Origin of the sequence: Paraburkholderia kirstenboschensis (assembly GCF_904848585.1) — a bacterium.
In the GTDB taxonomy this organism is placed as follows: domain Bacteria; phylum Pseudomonadota; class Gammaproteobacteria; order Burkholderiales; family Burkholderiaceae; genus Paraburkholderia; species Paraburkholderia kirstenboschensis.
The window spans coordinates 1,134,560-1,149,401 of sequence record NZ_CAJHCR010000001.1; the positions used below are offsets into that span (position 1 = coordinate 1,134,560).

The window sequence follows — 14,842 nt, forward strand, 5'->3', positions numbered from 1 at the left end:
TAGTTAGCGCACCGCTTCCTGCCATGCCCCGCGCATTGCGCGTAAACCCACTCGCCATTTGCGAAGCGCAAGCGCCAGTCCGCCGCGCTCGAATGCCAGCGACAATGCGCGCAGGAACCCCGGGTCCGCGCGATCGCCGATCAGCGTCGAGTAAGCGACGAACGCCCATCGGCCAGGCGGCGTCAGGTGTTCGCACATGATGAGTCGGAGATTGAACGACGCGTTATAAAAAGCCGTGTCGTTGAATGTGAAGCGCTGATCTTCGTCGCCACGCTGAGCGGGAAAGTGTTCGACGAGCAGCGCCGGGTCGTAGACGAGCGTCCAGCCGCGCCGCCGCACGTCGAGGCTGAAGCCCATTTCGCAATGAACCTGCGCGCCGCTGCCCCGCAAGCGCGCGTCGAAGCGCAGCGTGCCGATCGCCTCGCGGCGAAACGCCATGTTCACGCCTTTGAGCACGTGGACTTCGCGCGCCTGGCCGTGGCCGATGTGATGATTGCCGATCGTGCGGCCATACCATCGCACGATGCCCACGCACGGCTTCTGCCCCTGCAGAATGCCGTTGCGTTCATGCACGATGTCGCGCCCGCCGAGACCGCCCAGACTCGGATCGCTCTGGAATGCGCGAGCGATTCGCGCGACCCAGTCGGAATGCGGAGCGGCGTCGTCGTCGGTAAAGCACAGCACGTCGCCACACGCGCTTTCGATGCCGAGGTTGTAGGCGGCCACTACACCCGGCTTATGCACGAGCACGACGCAGCGGCGCGGATCGGGCCGGTTGGCCTCGCGCGTGCGCAGCCAGTCGAGCGTCGCATGGTCGTCGTGACGGGCGATCACGATCACTTCGTCTGGGCGGCGCTCCTGTGCGTCGAGCGCCGCGAGGCACCTCGCCAGATCGGCGGTGCGCCGATACGTCGGCACGATCACGGAGACTTTCACGAGCGGTTCACGTAGCGGCATGATCAGAATGCGTTGCGGCCGACAAAGCCCTTGAAGATCGTGATGAAGACGATTTTCATGTCGAACCAGAACGACCAGTTGTGGATATAGAAGAGGTCGAACTTCACGCGCGCTTCCATCTTTTCTACTTTGCGTGTTGCGCCGCGATAGCCGTTCACCTGCGCCCAGCCCGTAATGCCGGGTTTGATCCGGTAGCGGTGCATGTAGCCGTACACCTGGTCCTTGTAGAGATCGTCGTGCTCGATTGCGTGAGGACGCGGGCCGACCACCGACATCTGGCCGAGCAGCACGTTCAGAAACTGCGGCAGTTCGTCGAGGCTCGTACGGCGCATGAAGCCGCCGAGCTTCGTCACGCGCGCGTCATTGCGCGAGGCCTGGGTGAGCTCGCCATGCGCCTCCTGATGCACGGTCATCGAACGGAACTTGTAGATCGAGAACGTCTCGCCGTCGGCGCCCTTGCGGGTCTGCCGGAAGAACACCGGTCCCGGCGAAGTGAGCTTGATGCCGACGGCAAGCACCAGGAAAACCGGCGCAAGCGCGATCAGCGCGGCGGCCGCGAAGAGGCGGTCGAAAATCAGCTTCGGCCACATCTGCGGCGGCGAGAACGGCGGTGCACCGAGGCTCAGCGTGGGCAAACCCACCACGTCGACGAGCGAGTGGTTGAAAAGCGAGAGGCTGCGTACATCGGGAATAAAGCGCAGATTCACGAAGTCGTTCCTGAACATGCGCTGGAAACGATAGATCATGCGTTCTTCTGATAAGGGTAATGCGAGCCATACTTCGTTCACGTGCTCGTCCCGCACTTTTGCGGCAAATGCGTTCAGGTCGCTCAGCACCGGCAGGCGGTTCAGACGCGCGCCGTAAGCGCCGGACGCTTCGGTGCTCGCATGAATGCTCGTGTGGATGCTGCTATCGAATACGCAGACCGGTTTGAAGCCCGCTTGCGGCGCGTGTTCCAGATGAGCGAGCAGCGTGCGCGCAAACCCGGGGGCGCCGACGATTGCAACCGTGCGGAAATTCATGCCGCGCCGGCGTACGCTGCGCAACGCCACGTGCACCGCGCATTTGGTCGCGATGATCAGCACGCCGGAGATCAGCGTGGAATAAGCGAGCCACAAGCGCGACACCGCATCCATGCGATGCAGCGTGAACGCGAGCAGCAACGCACCGGCGACGACGGCGAGCCATGCAGCCGCGACTCTCGCGAGCATCGACATCAAAGGCTTGCCGCGCCATGTTTCGTACACGCCGAAGCCGGGAAACATCAGCAGCACCAGCACGCAGTTAAACGCGATCAGCAGGCGTTCCGTATCCGGCAATGCGGCAAGCGTCGAAAACCGCATCCAATGGGCGAGCAGGCCTCCCGCGATCACGAAGATTGCGTCGAGGCATCGCGCAGTATTCCTGAACATTATTGACTCTGCGAGGTAGTCGAACGGTGCGGTGTTTTATTCGACAGTCTCAGCCTGGCGCAGGCGCGGCAGAAGGCGGTCGAACTCGCGCTTGACGAGTCCGTAGCATTCGCACGCACGCGCTTCGAGCCCCTTGCGGTCGAGCACCTTGATATGCCCGCGGCTATGATGGATCAGGCCTTCGTCATGCAGCTTGCCGGCCGCTTCGGTGATGCCCTCGCGGCGCACGCCGAGCATGTCGGCGATCAATTGCTGCGTCACCGTCAGATCGTTCGACGCGACACGGTCCACCTCGATGAGAAGCCATCTGCACAGTTGTTTGTTCAATGCGTGATGGCGGTTGCAGGCTGCCGTTTGCGCCACTTGCGTGAGAAGGGCGTGCATGTAGAGCAGCATCAGTCGGCGCAGGAAATCGGAGCGTGCGAATTGCTGCTTCAGAGCTTGAGCGCTCATCCGGTACGCGAAGCCGGCGCATTGAACCTGCACGCGGTTCGGCATGGTCTCGCCGCCCGTCAGCACCGGCACACCCGTCATGCCTTCGCGGCCGACCGCGGCGATTTCGACCGAGCTGCCGTCTTCCATCGTCGACAGCATCGAAATGATTGCGGTAGTGGGGAAGTACACATGGTGAATGCGTTGGCCCGAATCGCAGAGCAGTTGTTCAGTGCGCAGATGAACCAGTTCGAGGTGCGGAGCAAGTGCTTGCCATTCGTGGGACGGCAATGCGCCGAGCAAATGGTTTCCATGCAGATCTGATTGAAGTGTCAACATGATCGGTCCTCGCGTGAAGGCGCGCGTATGCGCGTCTTCCTGTTTTTGATCCGATTCCCGCATCCTTTTATAAGTCCTGCTGCATTGCGAGCAGCGGGAGGATGAATAGAACCGGCCCCGTATTTTCCTGATGCGCCGCGCCGTTTTCGTTGCTCCCCTACGGCGCCGCGGTGTCGCGTTCTTCTATTAGCGAGGACTGTGCCAACCATGGGGAAAAGCCTGACTGGTGCGACGCAGCGAGAACGCCCTGATTGATCGGTGTGCTCGTATGCGGCTTTTTGTTTCAATTCTGTACATCGGCCATCGTCGCGGCGGGCGTCGTGGACGCTGTTTTAATATGAGCCAAGTGCTTGATCCGATTGGGTTAGCGCCGGTTGGCAGGGGTATCGCGCAGCAAGCACTGAGGGGAACCGGGCCTTTCCAGGCACCGCTTCACGCGATGTCCGCGATGTGCCGGAATTGATTCAGATGTGTTCAACGCTCTGCGTTCGCTGCCGTACGGTTCATCGTTTGTGGTTTCAGAAGTCGCGAAAAAACCGACAGTGGTGGGCCGCCGCAAACAGAATGCATTCGCGCAGCGCGAGGTTTTACGCGCCCTGCGAAGGAATCAGCGGTAGAAGATACGTTTACCGGTAGAACGTGCGGCACGCGGCATTGAGCGCACGCACTTCACCGGCGGGTGCCGCATTTGTTGCATCAGCTTTAAAGCCGGCGTTCGATGCGCGCGCAACCATCGCGCTTTGCGATGCATACGGCGCGAGCGGAATCAGCGGCACGATGCAAGGACGGTTCGGCGCGAGGTGGAACCAGTCGCGTGCGGCGCGGTAGTGTGCATCAATGATATGAACGAAGCGCGCGAAGCGCTGCGCTTCTATCACCAGCTGCCAGCCGTCGCCGGCGCGCTCCACTGTGACGGTCAAACCCAGTTCGTGACGCTCGCCAGTTCGCCGCTCCGGTAAATGAAACGCTTCAGAAACGATCTGCCCGCTCGCCGCATCGCGCAACGTCGCGATCGTCACGTCGTGCGCGCGCGGGCCGAAGCGGTACGCATGCGTCAGGTCGAAGAACTGACCCAGACAGTCGGCGGCGGATATGCGCGCGGTGGCACGCGGCGCGAGTTGCACCGCGCGGCTCGCCTGCGCAACTTTCACGCGGCCGTCGCGCAGACAGACAAGCTCGAGTTGCGCTGACAACGTTTGCGCGCGCTCATTGATCAGGTGGATATCTAGGCCGTTGAGGCCTTCGTCGGTGAGGAGCACCTGTACGGGTTGCAACGTGTGTGCGAGGCCGTACAAAGCGCTTTTAGGCCGTCCGGTCGCGTCGATCAACCCCCAGCCGGCGCCCGGTCGCAAATCCTGAAGCTGCCAGACGAGTCCGCCGCCGCAGTCCGACCCGGTCCTGCGCCATTCGGCGAACACCTCGCCCATCAATTCAGCCACCACCGCCCGCGACACGTCCAGATAGCGCTGCGGGTCTTCGTAGCGCAGGCGCGCCGGCTCGACGTCATAAAGCGTCTGAAGATAGTGGTCGCGGACGTCGTCGAAATCCCATCCTGCGCCGGGATCGCGCGGCACTGCGGCTTTCCAGCGCGGATCGTGCGGATGGATCGTACCGAGCGCTTCATTCAACGTGGCGTCGTCGGGGACATTGGCAAAGGCGAGACATTCGGCGGCAAACCGCACCTGCGAGCGGCGTGCATCGTCGAGTGGCCGTTGATACGCGCCCACGCCATAGTAGTGAGTGATGCCCTCATTAGTGGAGAACGGCCACACGCCTGTTGACGGCGAGTTGCTCACATATGGCACGTCCGGCCGTTCGCGAGCGACGATGGCGGGCAACAGCTCGTCGAATACTGATTGCACGCGCATCGAAGGCGGCAGCCCGAACATCGCGGCCTGCTGATCGGCCTCGCTGCCGCCGCACAGCACCGCGAGCGAGGCGAAGCGGCGCGTGCGGGTGAGAAACTGCGCGGCTTCGCATTCGATCGACGCACTGAAGGCCGCATCCTTCGGGTAGTCGAAATTCGCCAACGCGAAGTCCTGCCACACGAGCACGCCGTATTCGTCGGCGAGTGAATAGAAGAGGTCGGACTCGTAGACCATCGTGCCGCCCACGCGCAGCATGTTCATGCCGGCGCCGCGGGCTAGTTCGAAGGCGTGCCGGAGTTCCGCTTCGCTGCCGGCCAGCGTGACGAGATCGGCGCTCGTCCAGCACGCGCCGCGGCAAAACACCGGCACGCCGTTGATATGCAGCGCGAAGCCCGTACCGTGCGCGCCGCGTTCCACTGCGATCTCACGAAAGCCGATCGAGCCCAGCGGTTGAGGGAATACCCCGCTGTCATCGAGGTGCAATAGAAGCGGATATAAAGTGGGCGCCCCGTGCGTGTGAGGCCACCAGCGCTCGATGCCCGGCACCCGCACGCTGCCGGTCAGCGTGCAGGCATCGCGCCATTGCAACGACGAAACGTGGCCGCCGCAACTGAGTGAAGCGCGGCACGCCGCGGCATCGTGCGGATGAACGAAATGTAGCGTTAGCGAAACAATACCGTCGTCGCCGTCGATCCGGCTCGCGACTTCAAAGTGGTCGACCGCGTTTCGTGCATCGCTCAGCATCTCGACTGGCCGCCACGGGCCAACCGCGTGTACAGAAGGGCACCAGCCCGGCATGTGGCCGAGCAGCGTCGTGCGGACGTTGCGCAAAGTGGTCGGCGAGACGAGCCGCGGCCGCCATCTCGCGCGCGAGCGTTTTGCCGCCAACGCTGGCGCTAAAGAGCGAAAGCATATGTCGAGCGTCGCGCTGCCGTTCAGTTCGACGTCGAGGTCGTGTGCGACGAACATCGAATCGGATTCGAGGCGTTTGACGCCGTCGAGCCAGACTTCCGCGATGGTCGCCAGTCCGTGCATACGCAAGCGCCGTTTGCCCGTGCCGTTCAGCGTAACGCGATACCAGTGATCGTCGAAGGCGAGGGGGTCGGGATGCGCCACGTCGAAGCGACCCGCGGCTCGGCGCGCGCTCGCCACCGTGCCGGGCACTTGCGCCGTGAGCCAGCCGTGGGCTGGCAGCTCGTTCGGTGACGCACATGCGCCGGCCGGCGTACTGACGCATTGCCACCCGGTGTCGAGTCGCTGCGGCCAGATGTCGTCGGGCGCGAGTTGCACGGCTTGCGTGGCATGTGCGGCTTGCGCGGCATGTGAAAGCGAGCCTGGTGTTTGCGCATGCGCAGGTGCAACGTCGAGCGCGGCAGCCGGCAAGCCGCCTATGTCATCGTGTTCGGGCACCGGGTCGGTCGTCAGTGCATCCACGGCGGGTTCCTGATGAGTCCCCGGGGCTCGGGGCGCATGCGTCACAACACGAGAGCGGCGAGCGGCGGCAGTGTCTGTTCGTAAGCGCTTTCGAGCACGTCGAAGCAGTCGTCGCACGGGTCGCGGCGTCCGCGTGCGATCGCGCGCACGAGCCGGAACTGCATGACCATCGACTCCGACGCGATACGCTGCGCGGCGGCGGGAATCGTCGCGGGAATCTCGAAGCCTTGCTCGGAGAGCCACAGCAGATACTTGGAGAGAAACTCGAAGTTCGCGCCGAGCTGCCGCATCAGATTGAATGAGTACGGGTGAAAGAACGCCTCACCGCGCGCGAGCAGCGTATCGAGGTGGCCCGGGAATGCGGCACGCCATTCGGAGATCGGATTCGTCAAAGGCCGCCGGCCCAGATGCGCGCACAACAGTTCCGCCGACGCTTCAGCGAGTGCCGTGCCTTCCAGCGCGGGCCGCGCCTGCTTCGCGAATTCGACGTAGGGAAACAGCAGGTCGGGCTGCTGTGCGAATTGCGGCAGCTTGCGGAATACACCGTCGTAGTCCTCGCCATCCAGCATGTGATAGCCGGTGTTGTGGAAATAGCCGAGGCGGCGCGCGTCCGGGTCGATGAAGTCGACGCCCACCGTGGTCTTCGGATGCTCGCGACGATACGACGTGGCGCGCGTGTTCGGCAGATAAAAGCCGTCTACTTCGACGAGCACGGTGTGGCCGCGCAGAGTCTGCGCGAGCACGCGTGCTTCGAGAGAGTCGTAGATCGCGAGCTCCTGGACCTGCGTGCCGTAGAGCCGCTCCAGGTCTTCAAGGGGGAACTTGAAGAACGTGAACTGATCGCCTTCGAAGTCCTGCGTGACCGTGAAGCCAAACGCGGCGCGCGGATCGAGACCGAAGCCGTGCAGCAATTCGATCCACAGGTCCACATAGCAATTGGTTTCCTGCCAGACGCGCTCGCCCTGATGCAATGCATGCGGCTCATGCTGACGCGGGCGCGCTTCTCCCGCGCGAAGTGCCGCGGCTCGCGATGAAACGTGCTCAGCGTGAGCGGACAATGCGCGGTGCCGAGGCAACTGGAATGTGGAGAACGTGTTTCCCGGCAAGCGCCTCTGCGATGGAGTCATGCGCCGTCTCCGGTGCCCGGTGCAGCAGCCAACGCCTGCATCTGTGCCATGCCCTGCGCGACGCGCGTTGCAGTATCGCCCCATAGCAATGCGCGAACGTCGTCGGGCCACGCTTTCACGTCCAGTCCGTGATGACGGAACAGCGCGAGAGTGATGCGCTCCATGCCGAAGCCGACGCAGCCGGTATGTGCGAGCGTGCCGTCTTCGCAGGCAATCTTCCAGATCTTGCCGAAGTGGTCCATGTGATAGTTGAACGACAGGCACGCGGTTTTGCTGTCGGGGTTCGCAACGGGAATCAGCAGTTCGAACTTGAGCGCCTGGGCACGCTGACTATCGGCGACGATTTTCCCGCCCCGCCCGAAAAACGGGTCGTTGGCGAGGTCCACTTCGACAGGCAATTGCAGCAGCGAGACGAGCAGCGAACCGCGTTCGATCCACATCTGACGGAACGCCATTACCTCGTGCGCGTTGCCGAGCCGCACATATTCGCGTTGACGAAACATCTGCATGCGGCCGGGATCGAGAGAAGGCTCGTGGCGGAAGCAATACGAGAGCACGTCGATGGTGCGCCCGCCCGCAGGCAGCGGGCCGCGCCGCGCCAGCACCGGATAGACCGGATAACAGGCGGCCGGTGTCAGCACGACGCGCGTGGGCTTTTGTTGAGCCATCCATTCGTCGCTGCGATCGTCGTCGCTTGCGATCATCGCGTCGTCGAGCGCTTGCAACAGGCGCCGGTGGCCCATGTCGTTGCCGCAAAACGAGTGGATGGTGCCGGCGAGGTCGGGGAAATTCTTCAGATATTCGCTGTCCTCGAAGTCTGTCCGGCGCATGGCCGGTGGAAAGCGCAATACTTCGGCATCCTGATCGGCTCCGAGGTGCGTGATAGCCGCGTTCAGCCGATCCACGACATCCTCGAAAACCTGGCTACGGCCATACAGTCCATTTTCGCCGGTGTCTATCAACAGGCCCGCGGCCAGCAACTCGTCGCGAAAGCTCGGCGCAATGTGTTCGCCGCCAGTCGCGGCGGTAGCGATAGCAGCGGTATCGGTCATCGTATTCATCACACTCTCCCCGGCGCGGCAGGACGCTGCGCGAGCAGCAGGCTCGCGGTGTTCTGCGCGATGCGGTCGTTATTGATCATGAGCGGCGCTGAGTAGAGGTCGCGCAAATGGCGTCCCACGCTGTACGGCGTGCCGTTCTTGTATCCGGCCATGCCGCAGATCATCATCACTTCGTGCACGACATCCAGTGCCGTCGAGGAGATGCTGGTCTTCAGCGTGTTCATGTCGGACGCGAAGCCGAGCATCGCCGCGAGCGGCGCATCGGCCTGCGATTCATGAAGACGCGCGGCGTGCGCTGCACGCGCCGCGTCGAGCGCCACCGAAAGACGCGCCTGCATCATCTGCAACAAACCGACAGCATGCGCGAGGCGCATGCCGGCCGGCGATATCGCGCCGGGCTTAGAACGCGCCTGGGCCCTGTAGAAGGCCTTCGCTCGATTCACTGCATCGGCGGCCACACCTGTCCATACCGATGCCCACAGCGTGTGCGAAACCGGCAGCATGGTCTGGTCGGCGATCTCGGCGAAGGGCGTCGGCAGGATCTGCCCGGCAAGACCGCTGGCGACCAGTCTGAAGCCTTCGCTGCAGGTGCCGCGCATGCCCATCGAATCCCAGACGCCGCGCTTTTCGAGCAGCGTTTCATCGCGTAACGCGACGATCAGCACCTGGTCCGCGGCAGCCGACTCGGCAGTGCGGCGAGCAGTGACCAGAATTGCGTCCGCATGCGCGCCATATGAAATCGTCGGCGCGAGTTTTTCGATCGAAAAGCGCTCGGCGTCGGCCTCGACCGCGCAGGCGCTCGTGCGCATATTGCCGCCGATCGTTTCCTCAGATGTTGCCGATGCAAAAAGCCATTGATGCTCGCAAAGTTGCGTGAGCAACTGCCGGTGCCATGGCGACTCGCTGCCGTGTTCGTCGATACACGCGACCTGGATCTGATGCATCGCATAGATCATCGCGGTGGACGCGCAGCCTTGAGCAAGCGTTTCGCAGATCGCGCCGACGTCCGCGAGCGAGAGGCCCGCGCCGCCGTATGCGGCCGGCACCATCGCCGAGAGCAGGCGTTCGCGCTTGAGCGCCGCGAACGCTTCGGCGGGAAACCGCGCGTCGCTGTCGACGGCGTCGGCGAACTGTGCGGCTACCGCTGCACAGCGTTGCGCCGCCGCGCGCCAGGCGGGTTCGGACTCGATCGCCGCCAGTGCCGCGGGCGCGGTCGCAGCCGCCGAAGCAGCCGGATCCAGCAGAGGGGCGTTCATGCTGCTTTCGCCTGTTGCAACTCGGTGATCGCGGCCGCCATCGAATCGATGCTCGAGAACAGCCGGCGCGTGAGCATACGGTCGGGAATCTCAATGTCGAATTCATCCTCGATTGCGAGCATCAGATGCACGGTCGCGAGGGAGGAGAGGCCGGCGGCATAGAGATCGGCATCGTCCGCGAGGCTCTCCGGCGACACGTCGAGGCGAGCGGATTCGGAAAGGATGCGTCGCAATGCGGTTTTCATGGTGGTGTACCCCTCAGTTGTGCAGCGGTCTCTTCGCGTTCGCCGACGTGGACGAATGCATGTGGACGATTTTTATTCGCGACGTGATGCGCGATCCGGTGCCTCGTATTTAAGAATCGCCAACGCACAGCGTCAGTGCGATGCCGCACGGAAACGCGTGTATCGGGACCTTAACGTGTAGCCATCAGACGGGCCGGCGTGTCGAACGAGGCCCACGCGGGCGGCGTGCGGCGCCGGTCCCGTTGAACATAAAAGATTCCGCTGGGGAACGTGATGAACTGGAAAACGCTGGAATTCGAGCAGCTTTCGGCACGCGAGCTGTACCTGATCCTGCGGGCGCGCAGCGCGGTGTTCGTCGTCGAACAATCGCATGTCTACCTCGACGCCGATGGCCGCGACGAGGGCTCGCTGCATGTGTTCGCCGTGGAGGACATGGGGCGGCCCATGCCGATTCTCGCCTACGCTCGCGTGCGGCCCGGCGATGCTGAAGACCCCGAGATCACGATCGACAAGGTATTGACGAGCCCGCTGCGGCGCGGCGACGGTACCGCCGAAATGCTGGTGGAGCGCGTGTTGCAGGCCATTGCGGAGCGTTGGCCGGGGCACGCCGCGCGTGTGTGCGCGCCGCTCGGTTTGCGCGAGTTCTACGAGCAGTTCGGCTTTCGCAAGACGGAAGGCCCATATCTCGAACATGGCGTGCCTTTCATCGGCCTCACGCGGCAGATGCGCACCTCGCAGCCGCTCGCTGCCTTGCGGCGGCGCGAGCGCGACGGTGCGGCGCTCGTCAACACGTTCGAGATGCTGTGATGGAGCCGGTGCTGATCACGCCGTCGAGCGCGGGGCTCGCGCTGCGCACGTCGGCTGACGGCAGGCACGGCGCAACGACAGGGAGCGAAGCGCGAGCTGCCAGAGCCGCTCGCTCTCGCCGTGCGTCGAGAACGCTGCGTCACCCGCTGCGTTGGCCGTTGCTGCTGTTCGGCGCGACGCTGGGCCTCATCCTGCTGCATCAGGGCAGAGTGGTCGAGCTGTTCTTTCCAGCCGGCGCCTTTGGCGTCGCGCTGTTGCTGTACCGGCGCTCGCCGGCGCATTACCTCGGCTTCGTCTGCTGGCTTTTCTTTCTCACGCCGGAGGTGAGGCGTCTCGCGGACTTCGTGAACGGAGCGTTCAATCAACAAAGCCCGATCATGGTCGCACCGTTGCTCGCGGTCGCACTCATGGGGTTCACGCTCGTCAAGCACGTCTCCGCGTTCGGCCAGCGCCGGGCCGCACCGCTTCTGCTGATCGTGATCGCACTTCTCTACGCGTATGCAGTGGGGTTTGCGCAAGCCGGTCCTGCTGCCGCAACCTTTACGCTGATCAACTGGCTCTATCCAGTGATGGTCGCGTTTTATATGACCGTGACGTGGCGCCATTATCCGGAATACCACCGGGTCCTGCTGAAGACGTTCATTTACGGCGGACTCCTGATGAGTCTCTACGGCCTGCTCGAATTTGTTTCGCCCATGCCGTGGGATGCCTTCTGGCTGATCGCTTCGAAGATGGAATCCGAGGGGCAGCCGGTGCCGTTCGGCATGCGCATCAGCAGCACGATGAATTCTTGCGGGCCGTTCGCGGTCACGATAATGACTATCTTGCTGATGTCGCTCGCGGCGCGCGGCAAAGCGCGCATCGTGCTCGGCTGTGTCGGCATTCCCGCGCTGCTGCTCACCAGCGCGCGCAGTACGTGGGGCGGCTTTGCAATCGCGCTCGGCTATTCATTTGCCATGCTCGACGGCAGGAGCCGGATGCGTTTGCTCGCCGGCGTATTCGGCCTTGCCGTAATGGCCGCGCCGCTGATGATGATCGACCAGGTGTCCGAGCCCGTGATGCGGCGCTTCAGCACCATACAGGACATCGGCGAGGACAACAGCTACCAGGCGCGAGCGGAGTTCTACAAGACATTCCTCTCGTCGGCACTCACCGATATTGCGGGCCAGGGCCTCGGCACGACGGGTCAGGGCACCAAGCTGTCCGACGACAAATCTGCGTCCACGATAGCCGACTTCGACAGCGGCCTGATGGAAGTGCCCTTCGTGATGGGCTGGCCAGGCACGCTGCTCTACGCGACAGGCGTGCTCATGTTGCTGTGGCGCGCGTACCGCGCGAGCCGATCGCATCCAACCGATCTTCTCGCTATTTCCGGCGTAGGTGTGGCCGTCGCCATCTTCTCGATGATGGTTTTCATCAACACGCTCACCTCCGTATCCGGGATGTTTTTCTTTCTCGGCGTGACCTTGCCGGTGATTTCCTCGCGCTATGCGCGTGCGCGGCACGCCACGAATGGCGCGGCTCTTTCGCGGACCTGATGCATTACAGATGAAGGACAACAGGATGCGAATTCTCATCGTTACCCATGTCGTGCGCAAGAACGATGGGCAAGGACGCGTGAACTACGAGATCGTACAGGCGGCGCTGGCCGCCGGGCATACGGTTACGCTGCTCGCTGCGGAAGCAGCTGCGGAACTGATCGCGCATCCGCGCGTGCGTTTCGTGCGCGTTGCGACGAGCCGCCTGCCGACCCGGCTGATTCAATATCAGATGTTCGCTTTGCGCTGCGGTGCGTGGATTCGCGCTCGCCGCAATGAGTTCGACGTGGTTCATGTCAACGGCTTCATTGCATGGGCTCGATCCGACGTCAACGCGGCGCACTTCGTGCACGACGGCTGGTATCGCTGCGGCTTCTATCCGTTTCGTCTGCTGCACAGCTTCTATCACGGGTATCAGGTTATCTACACGTGGCTGAACATTGCGTGCGAGAAATGGGCGTTTCGCCATACCGAGATCATCGTGCCGGTTTCGCAGAAAGTGGCGGGCGAGGTGCGGGCGTTGGGTGTCGGCGCGGCACGCATGCAGGTAATTCATAACGGCGTGGATGTCGACGAGTTCAGGCCCGGCGCATGTGAACGCGCGCGTTTCGGCTTGCCGCAAGTACCGTTCATGTTGTTGTTCGCGGGCGATCTGCGCATGTCGCGCAAGAACCTCGACACTGTGCTGCACGCGCTCGTCCATACGTCCGCCGACGTGCATCTCGCGGTCGCGGGCATTCTGCACAACAGCCCGTATCCGGCGCTGGTCGAATCGCTCGGACTAAGCGCGCGCGTGCACTTCACCGACATGGTGATGGACATGCCCGCGCTGATGCGTTCGGTCGATGCGTTCGTGTTTCCTTCGCGCTACGAACCAATGGGGCTGGTATTGCTGGAGGCGCTGTCCGCGGGATTGCCGGTAATCACGGTGCGCACCGCCGGAGGCGCCGAAGTGATTGCGCCGGGCAGCGGCGTGGTGCTCGACGATCCTAACGACGCTGCGGCGCTCGGCGCCGCGATCATGCGTGTCGCGAGCGATACGGACTACGCGCGAAGCCTCGGCACGCGCGCGAGAGAGGTGGCGCAAAGCCTGAGTTGGCAGGCCATGGCCGAGCGCTATCTGACCGTCTACGAGCAGGTGCATGCACGCCGCGCGGCACAACCGTTGCCGCCCGCCTGCACGACTGAGCCGGTGAAACTATGAGCGCGGCTCCAATCGATTCGCTGCAAATCGGCATGCACTGGTTCACCGAACGGCCAGGCGGCCTCGATCGCATGTTTCAGGCGCTGGTGGATACGCTTCCCGCGCAAGGCGTGAACGTGCGCGGCATGGTGGCGGGCAGTGCAGATGTGGTCAAGGCTTCCGGTGGCCGCGTGCAATCGTTCGCAGGCGCGCAGGCGCAACTGGGCGAGCGGTTGCTGGCCTCGCGCAGGCATTCGCGTGTGCTGCGGGCCGCGCGCATGCCCGACATCGTCGCGACGCATTTCGCGCTTTATGCAGCGCCGACGGCAGGCGTGTTTCGCGGCGTGCCGAAGGTCGTGCATTTTCATGGGCCGTGGGCGGCGGAATCGTATCCGGGCGGCGGAGGTGGGTTATCGCGCGCGTTGCGTGTGGCGCTCGAACGCTTCGTGTATCGCGGCGCGACACGTCATATCGTGCTGTCGCGGGCTTTTGGCCGCCTGCTTCATGAGACCTATGGCGTGAGTGAGGACAGCATCCGCATCGTGCCAGGATGCGTCGACGTCGCGCACTTCGACACTGGCATGACGAGGCTCGAAGCGCGCCGGCAACTCGGTCTGGCAGCGGACCGGCCGCTGGTTTTCTGCATGCGCCGTCTCGTGTCGCGCATGGGGCTCGAAGATCTGATCGACGCGATGGCGATCGTGAAGCCGCTGCTGCCCGACGTGCTGCTGACGATTGCGGGCAAGGGCCCGCTCGCCGCGCAGTTGCAGGCGCGCATCGCCGCGCGCGGCCTCGAGGGAAACGTGACGCTTACCGGCTTCGTGCCGGACGAGACCGTGCCGTTGTGGTATCGCGCGGCCGACCTCTCGGTCGTGCCGACCGTATCGCTAGAAGGCTTCGGCCTTACGACGATCGAATCGCTTGCTGCCGGAACGCCGGTTCTGGTCACGCCGGTAGGCGGCTTGCCTGAAGCCGTGGCGCCGTTGTCGCACGATCTGGTGCTGCCGTCTGGCGGTTACAGGGCAATCGGCGAAGGCATGGCCGATGCGTTGCTCGGTCGCCTCAAGTTGCCGGACGAACAGGCATGCCGCACATATGCGCGTGAGAACTTCGACAGGCCGGTGGTGGCCGCACAGGTCGCGCAAATCTATCGCGAAGCGATCGACGTGTTCTGACGCGCCGG

Annotated in this window: 12 protein-coding genes; 4 read left to right on the top strand and 8 right to left on the bottom strand. The window is 63.5% G+C overall.

Features of this window, described 5'->3' with window-relative positions; all coding sequences use genetic code 11:
- Positions 1 to 3 precede the first annotated feature (3 nt).
- The 8 genes from JMY24_RS05120 to JMY24_RS05155 form a co-directional block, all read right to left on the bottom strand.
- On the bottom strand, positions 4 to 957 hold the full coding sequence (locus JMY24_RS05120) for a glycosyltransferase family 2 protein (protein WP_128594890.1): 954 nt from the start codon (positions 955 to 957) through the stop codon (positions 4 to 6).
- Between the two features lie 2 nt (positions 958 to 959).
- Positions 960 to 2,369 carry an undecaprenyl-phosphate glucose phosphotransferase gene (locus JMY24_RS05125; protein ID WP_128594891.1) on the bottom strand — a complete coding sequence of 470 codons (1,410 nt, stop codon included), beginning with the start codon at positions 2,367 to 2,369 and terminating at the stop codon, positions 960 to 962.
- A 36-nt stretch (positions 2,370 to 2,405) separates the two neighbouring features.
- The gene (locus JMY24_RS05130) at positions 2,406 to 3,140 is read right to left on the bottom strand and encodes a Crp/Fnr family transcriptional regulator (protein WP_006048767.1); all 735 of its coding nucleotides are present in this window, start codon (positions 3,138 to 3,140) and stop codon (positions 2,406 to 2,408) included.
- Between the two features lie 626 nt (positions 3,141 to 3,766).
- Positions 3,767 to 6,442: a glycoside hydrolase family 2 protein gene (locus JMY24_RS05135; RefSeq protein WP_201701470.1), complete on the bottom strand. Its 2,676-nt coding sequence runs from the start codon at positions 6,440 to 6,442 to the stop codon at positions 3,767 to 3,769.
- A gap of 41 nt (positions 6,443 to 6,483) precedes the next feature.
- A complete protein-coding gene (locus tag JMY24_RS05140; protein WP_128594892.1) occupies positions 6,484 to 7,569 on the bottom strand; it encodes a DUF1839 family protein in 1,086 nt (361 codons plus the stop codon).
- The gene (locus JMY24_RS05145; RefSeq protein ID WP_201701471.1) at positions 7,566 to 8,630 is read right to left on the bottom strand and encodes an amino acid--[acyl-carrier-protein] ligase; all 1,065 of its coding nucleotides are present in this window, start codon (positions 8,628 to 8,630) and stop codon (positions 7,566 to 7,568) included. Before JMY24_RS05145 ends, JMY24_RS05140 begins: the two co-directional genes overlap by 4 nt.
- Positions 8,630 to 9,886: an acyl-CoA dehydrogenase family protein gene (locus tag JMY24_RS05150; RefSeq protein WP_201701472.1), complete on the bottom strand. Its 1,257-nt coding sequence runs from the start codon at positions 9,884 to 9,886 to the stop codon at positions 8,630 to 8,632. Before JMY24_RS05150 ends, JMY24_RS05145 begins: the two co-directional genes overlap by 1 nt.
- Entirely contained in the window at positions 9,883 to 10,131 is a 249-nt protein-coding gene (locus JMY24_RS05155; protein WP_128594893.1) for an acyl carrier protein, read from the bottom strand. Before JMY24_RS05155 ends, JMY24_RS05150 begins: the two co-directional genes overlap by 4 nt.
- 273 nt (positions 10,132 to 10,404) lie before the next feature.
- On the opposite strand from JMY24_RS05155, the gene JMY24_RS05160 reads away from it, so the two are divergent.
- Genes JMY24_RS05160 through JMY24_RS05175 form a run of 4 tightly spaced genes read left to right on the top strand, consistent with a single transcriptional unit; the run spans position 10,405 to position 14,834 of the window.
- Positions 10,405 to 10,938 carry a GNAT family N-acetyltransferase gene (locus JMY24_RS05160; protein WP_128590977.1) on the top strand — a complete coding sequence of 178 codons (534 nt, stop codon included), beginning with the start codon at positions 10,405 to 10,407 and terminating at the stop codon, positions 10,936 to 10,938.
- Positions 10,938 to 12,476, top strand: a complete 1,539-nt coding sequence (locus JMY24_RS05165) for an O-antigen ligase family protein (RefSeq protein WP_201701473.1) — start codon at positions 10,938 to 10,940, stop codon at positions 12,474 to 12,476. The genes JMY24_RS05160 and JMY24_RS05165 overlap by 1 nt, the downstream gene beginning before the upstream one ends.
- 25 nt (positions 12,477 to 12,501) lie before the next feature.
- Complete coding sequence (locus tag JMY24_RS05170; protein WP_128594894.1) at positions 12,502 to 13,680, top strand: glycosyltransferase family 4 protein; 1,179 nt, start codon at positions 12,502 to 12,504, stop codon at positions 13,678 to 13,680.
- Positions 13,677 to 14,834: a glycosyltransferase family 4 protein gene (locus JMY24_RS05175; protein WP_128594895.1), complete on the top strand. Its 1,158-nt coding sequence runs from the start codon at positions 13,677 to 13,679 to the stop codon at positions 14,832 to 14,834. The genes JMY24_RS05170 and JMY24_RS05175 overlap by 4 nt, the downstream gene beginning before the upstream one ends.
- Positions 14,835 to 14,842 lie beyond the last annotated feature (8 nt).

What these genes read in the sequence shown, in the direction of transcription:
- JMY24_RS05165 (WP_201701473.1), top strand. Translation starts at nt 10,938, where the DNA reads ATGGAGCCGGTGCTGATCACGCCGTCGAGCGCGGGGCTCGCGCTGCGC.
- JMY24_RS05130 (WP_006048767.1), bottom strand. Translation starts at nt 3,140, where the DNA reads ATGTTGACACTTCAATCAGATCTGCATGGAAACCATTTGCTCGGCGCA.
- JMY24_RS05155 (WP_128594893.1), bottom strand. Translation starts at nt 10,131, where the DNA reads ATGAAAACCGCATTGCGACGCATCCTTTCCGAATCCGCTCGCCTCGAC.
- JMY24_RS05150 (WP_201701472.1), bottom strand. Translation starts at nt 9,886, where the DNA reads ATGAACGCCCCTCTGCTGGATCCGGCTGCTTCGGCGGCTGCGACCGCG.
- JMY24_RS05175 (WP_128594895.1), top strand. Translation starts at nt 13,677, where the DNA reads ATGAGCGCGGCTCCAATCGATTCGCTGCAAATCGGCATGCACTGGTTC.
- JMY24_RS05145 (WP_201701471.1), bottom strand. Translation starts at nt 8,630, where the DNA reads ATGAATACGATGACCGATACCGCTGCTATCGCTACCGCCGCGACTGGC.
- JMY24_RS05160 (WP_128590977.1), top strand. Translation starts at nt 10,405, where the DNA reads ATGAACTGGAAAACGCTGGAATTCGAGCAGCTTTCGGCACGCGAGCTG.
- JMY24_RS05140 (WP_128594892.1), bottom strand. Translation starts at nt 7,569, where the DNA reads ATGACTCCATCGCAGAGGCGCTTGCCGGGAAACACGTTCTCCACATTC.
- JMY24_RS05120 (WP_128594890.1), bottom strand. Translation starts at nt 957, where the DNA reads ATGCCGCTACGTGAACCGCTCGTGAAAGTCTCCGTGATCGTGCCGACG.
- JMY24_RS05170 (WP_128594894.1), top strand. Translation starts at nt 12,502, where the DNA reads ATGCGAATTCTCATCGTTACCCATGTCGTGCGCAAGAACGATGGGCAA.
- JMY24_RS05125 (WP_128594891.1), bottom strand. Translation starts at nt 2,369, where the DNA reads ATGTTCAGGAATACTGCGCGATGCCTCGACGCAATCTTCGTGATCGCG.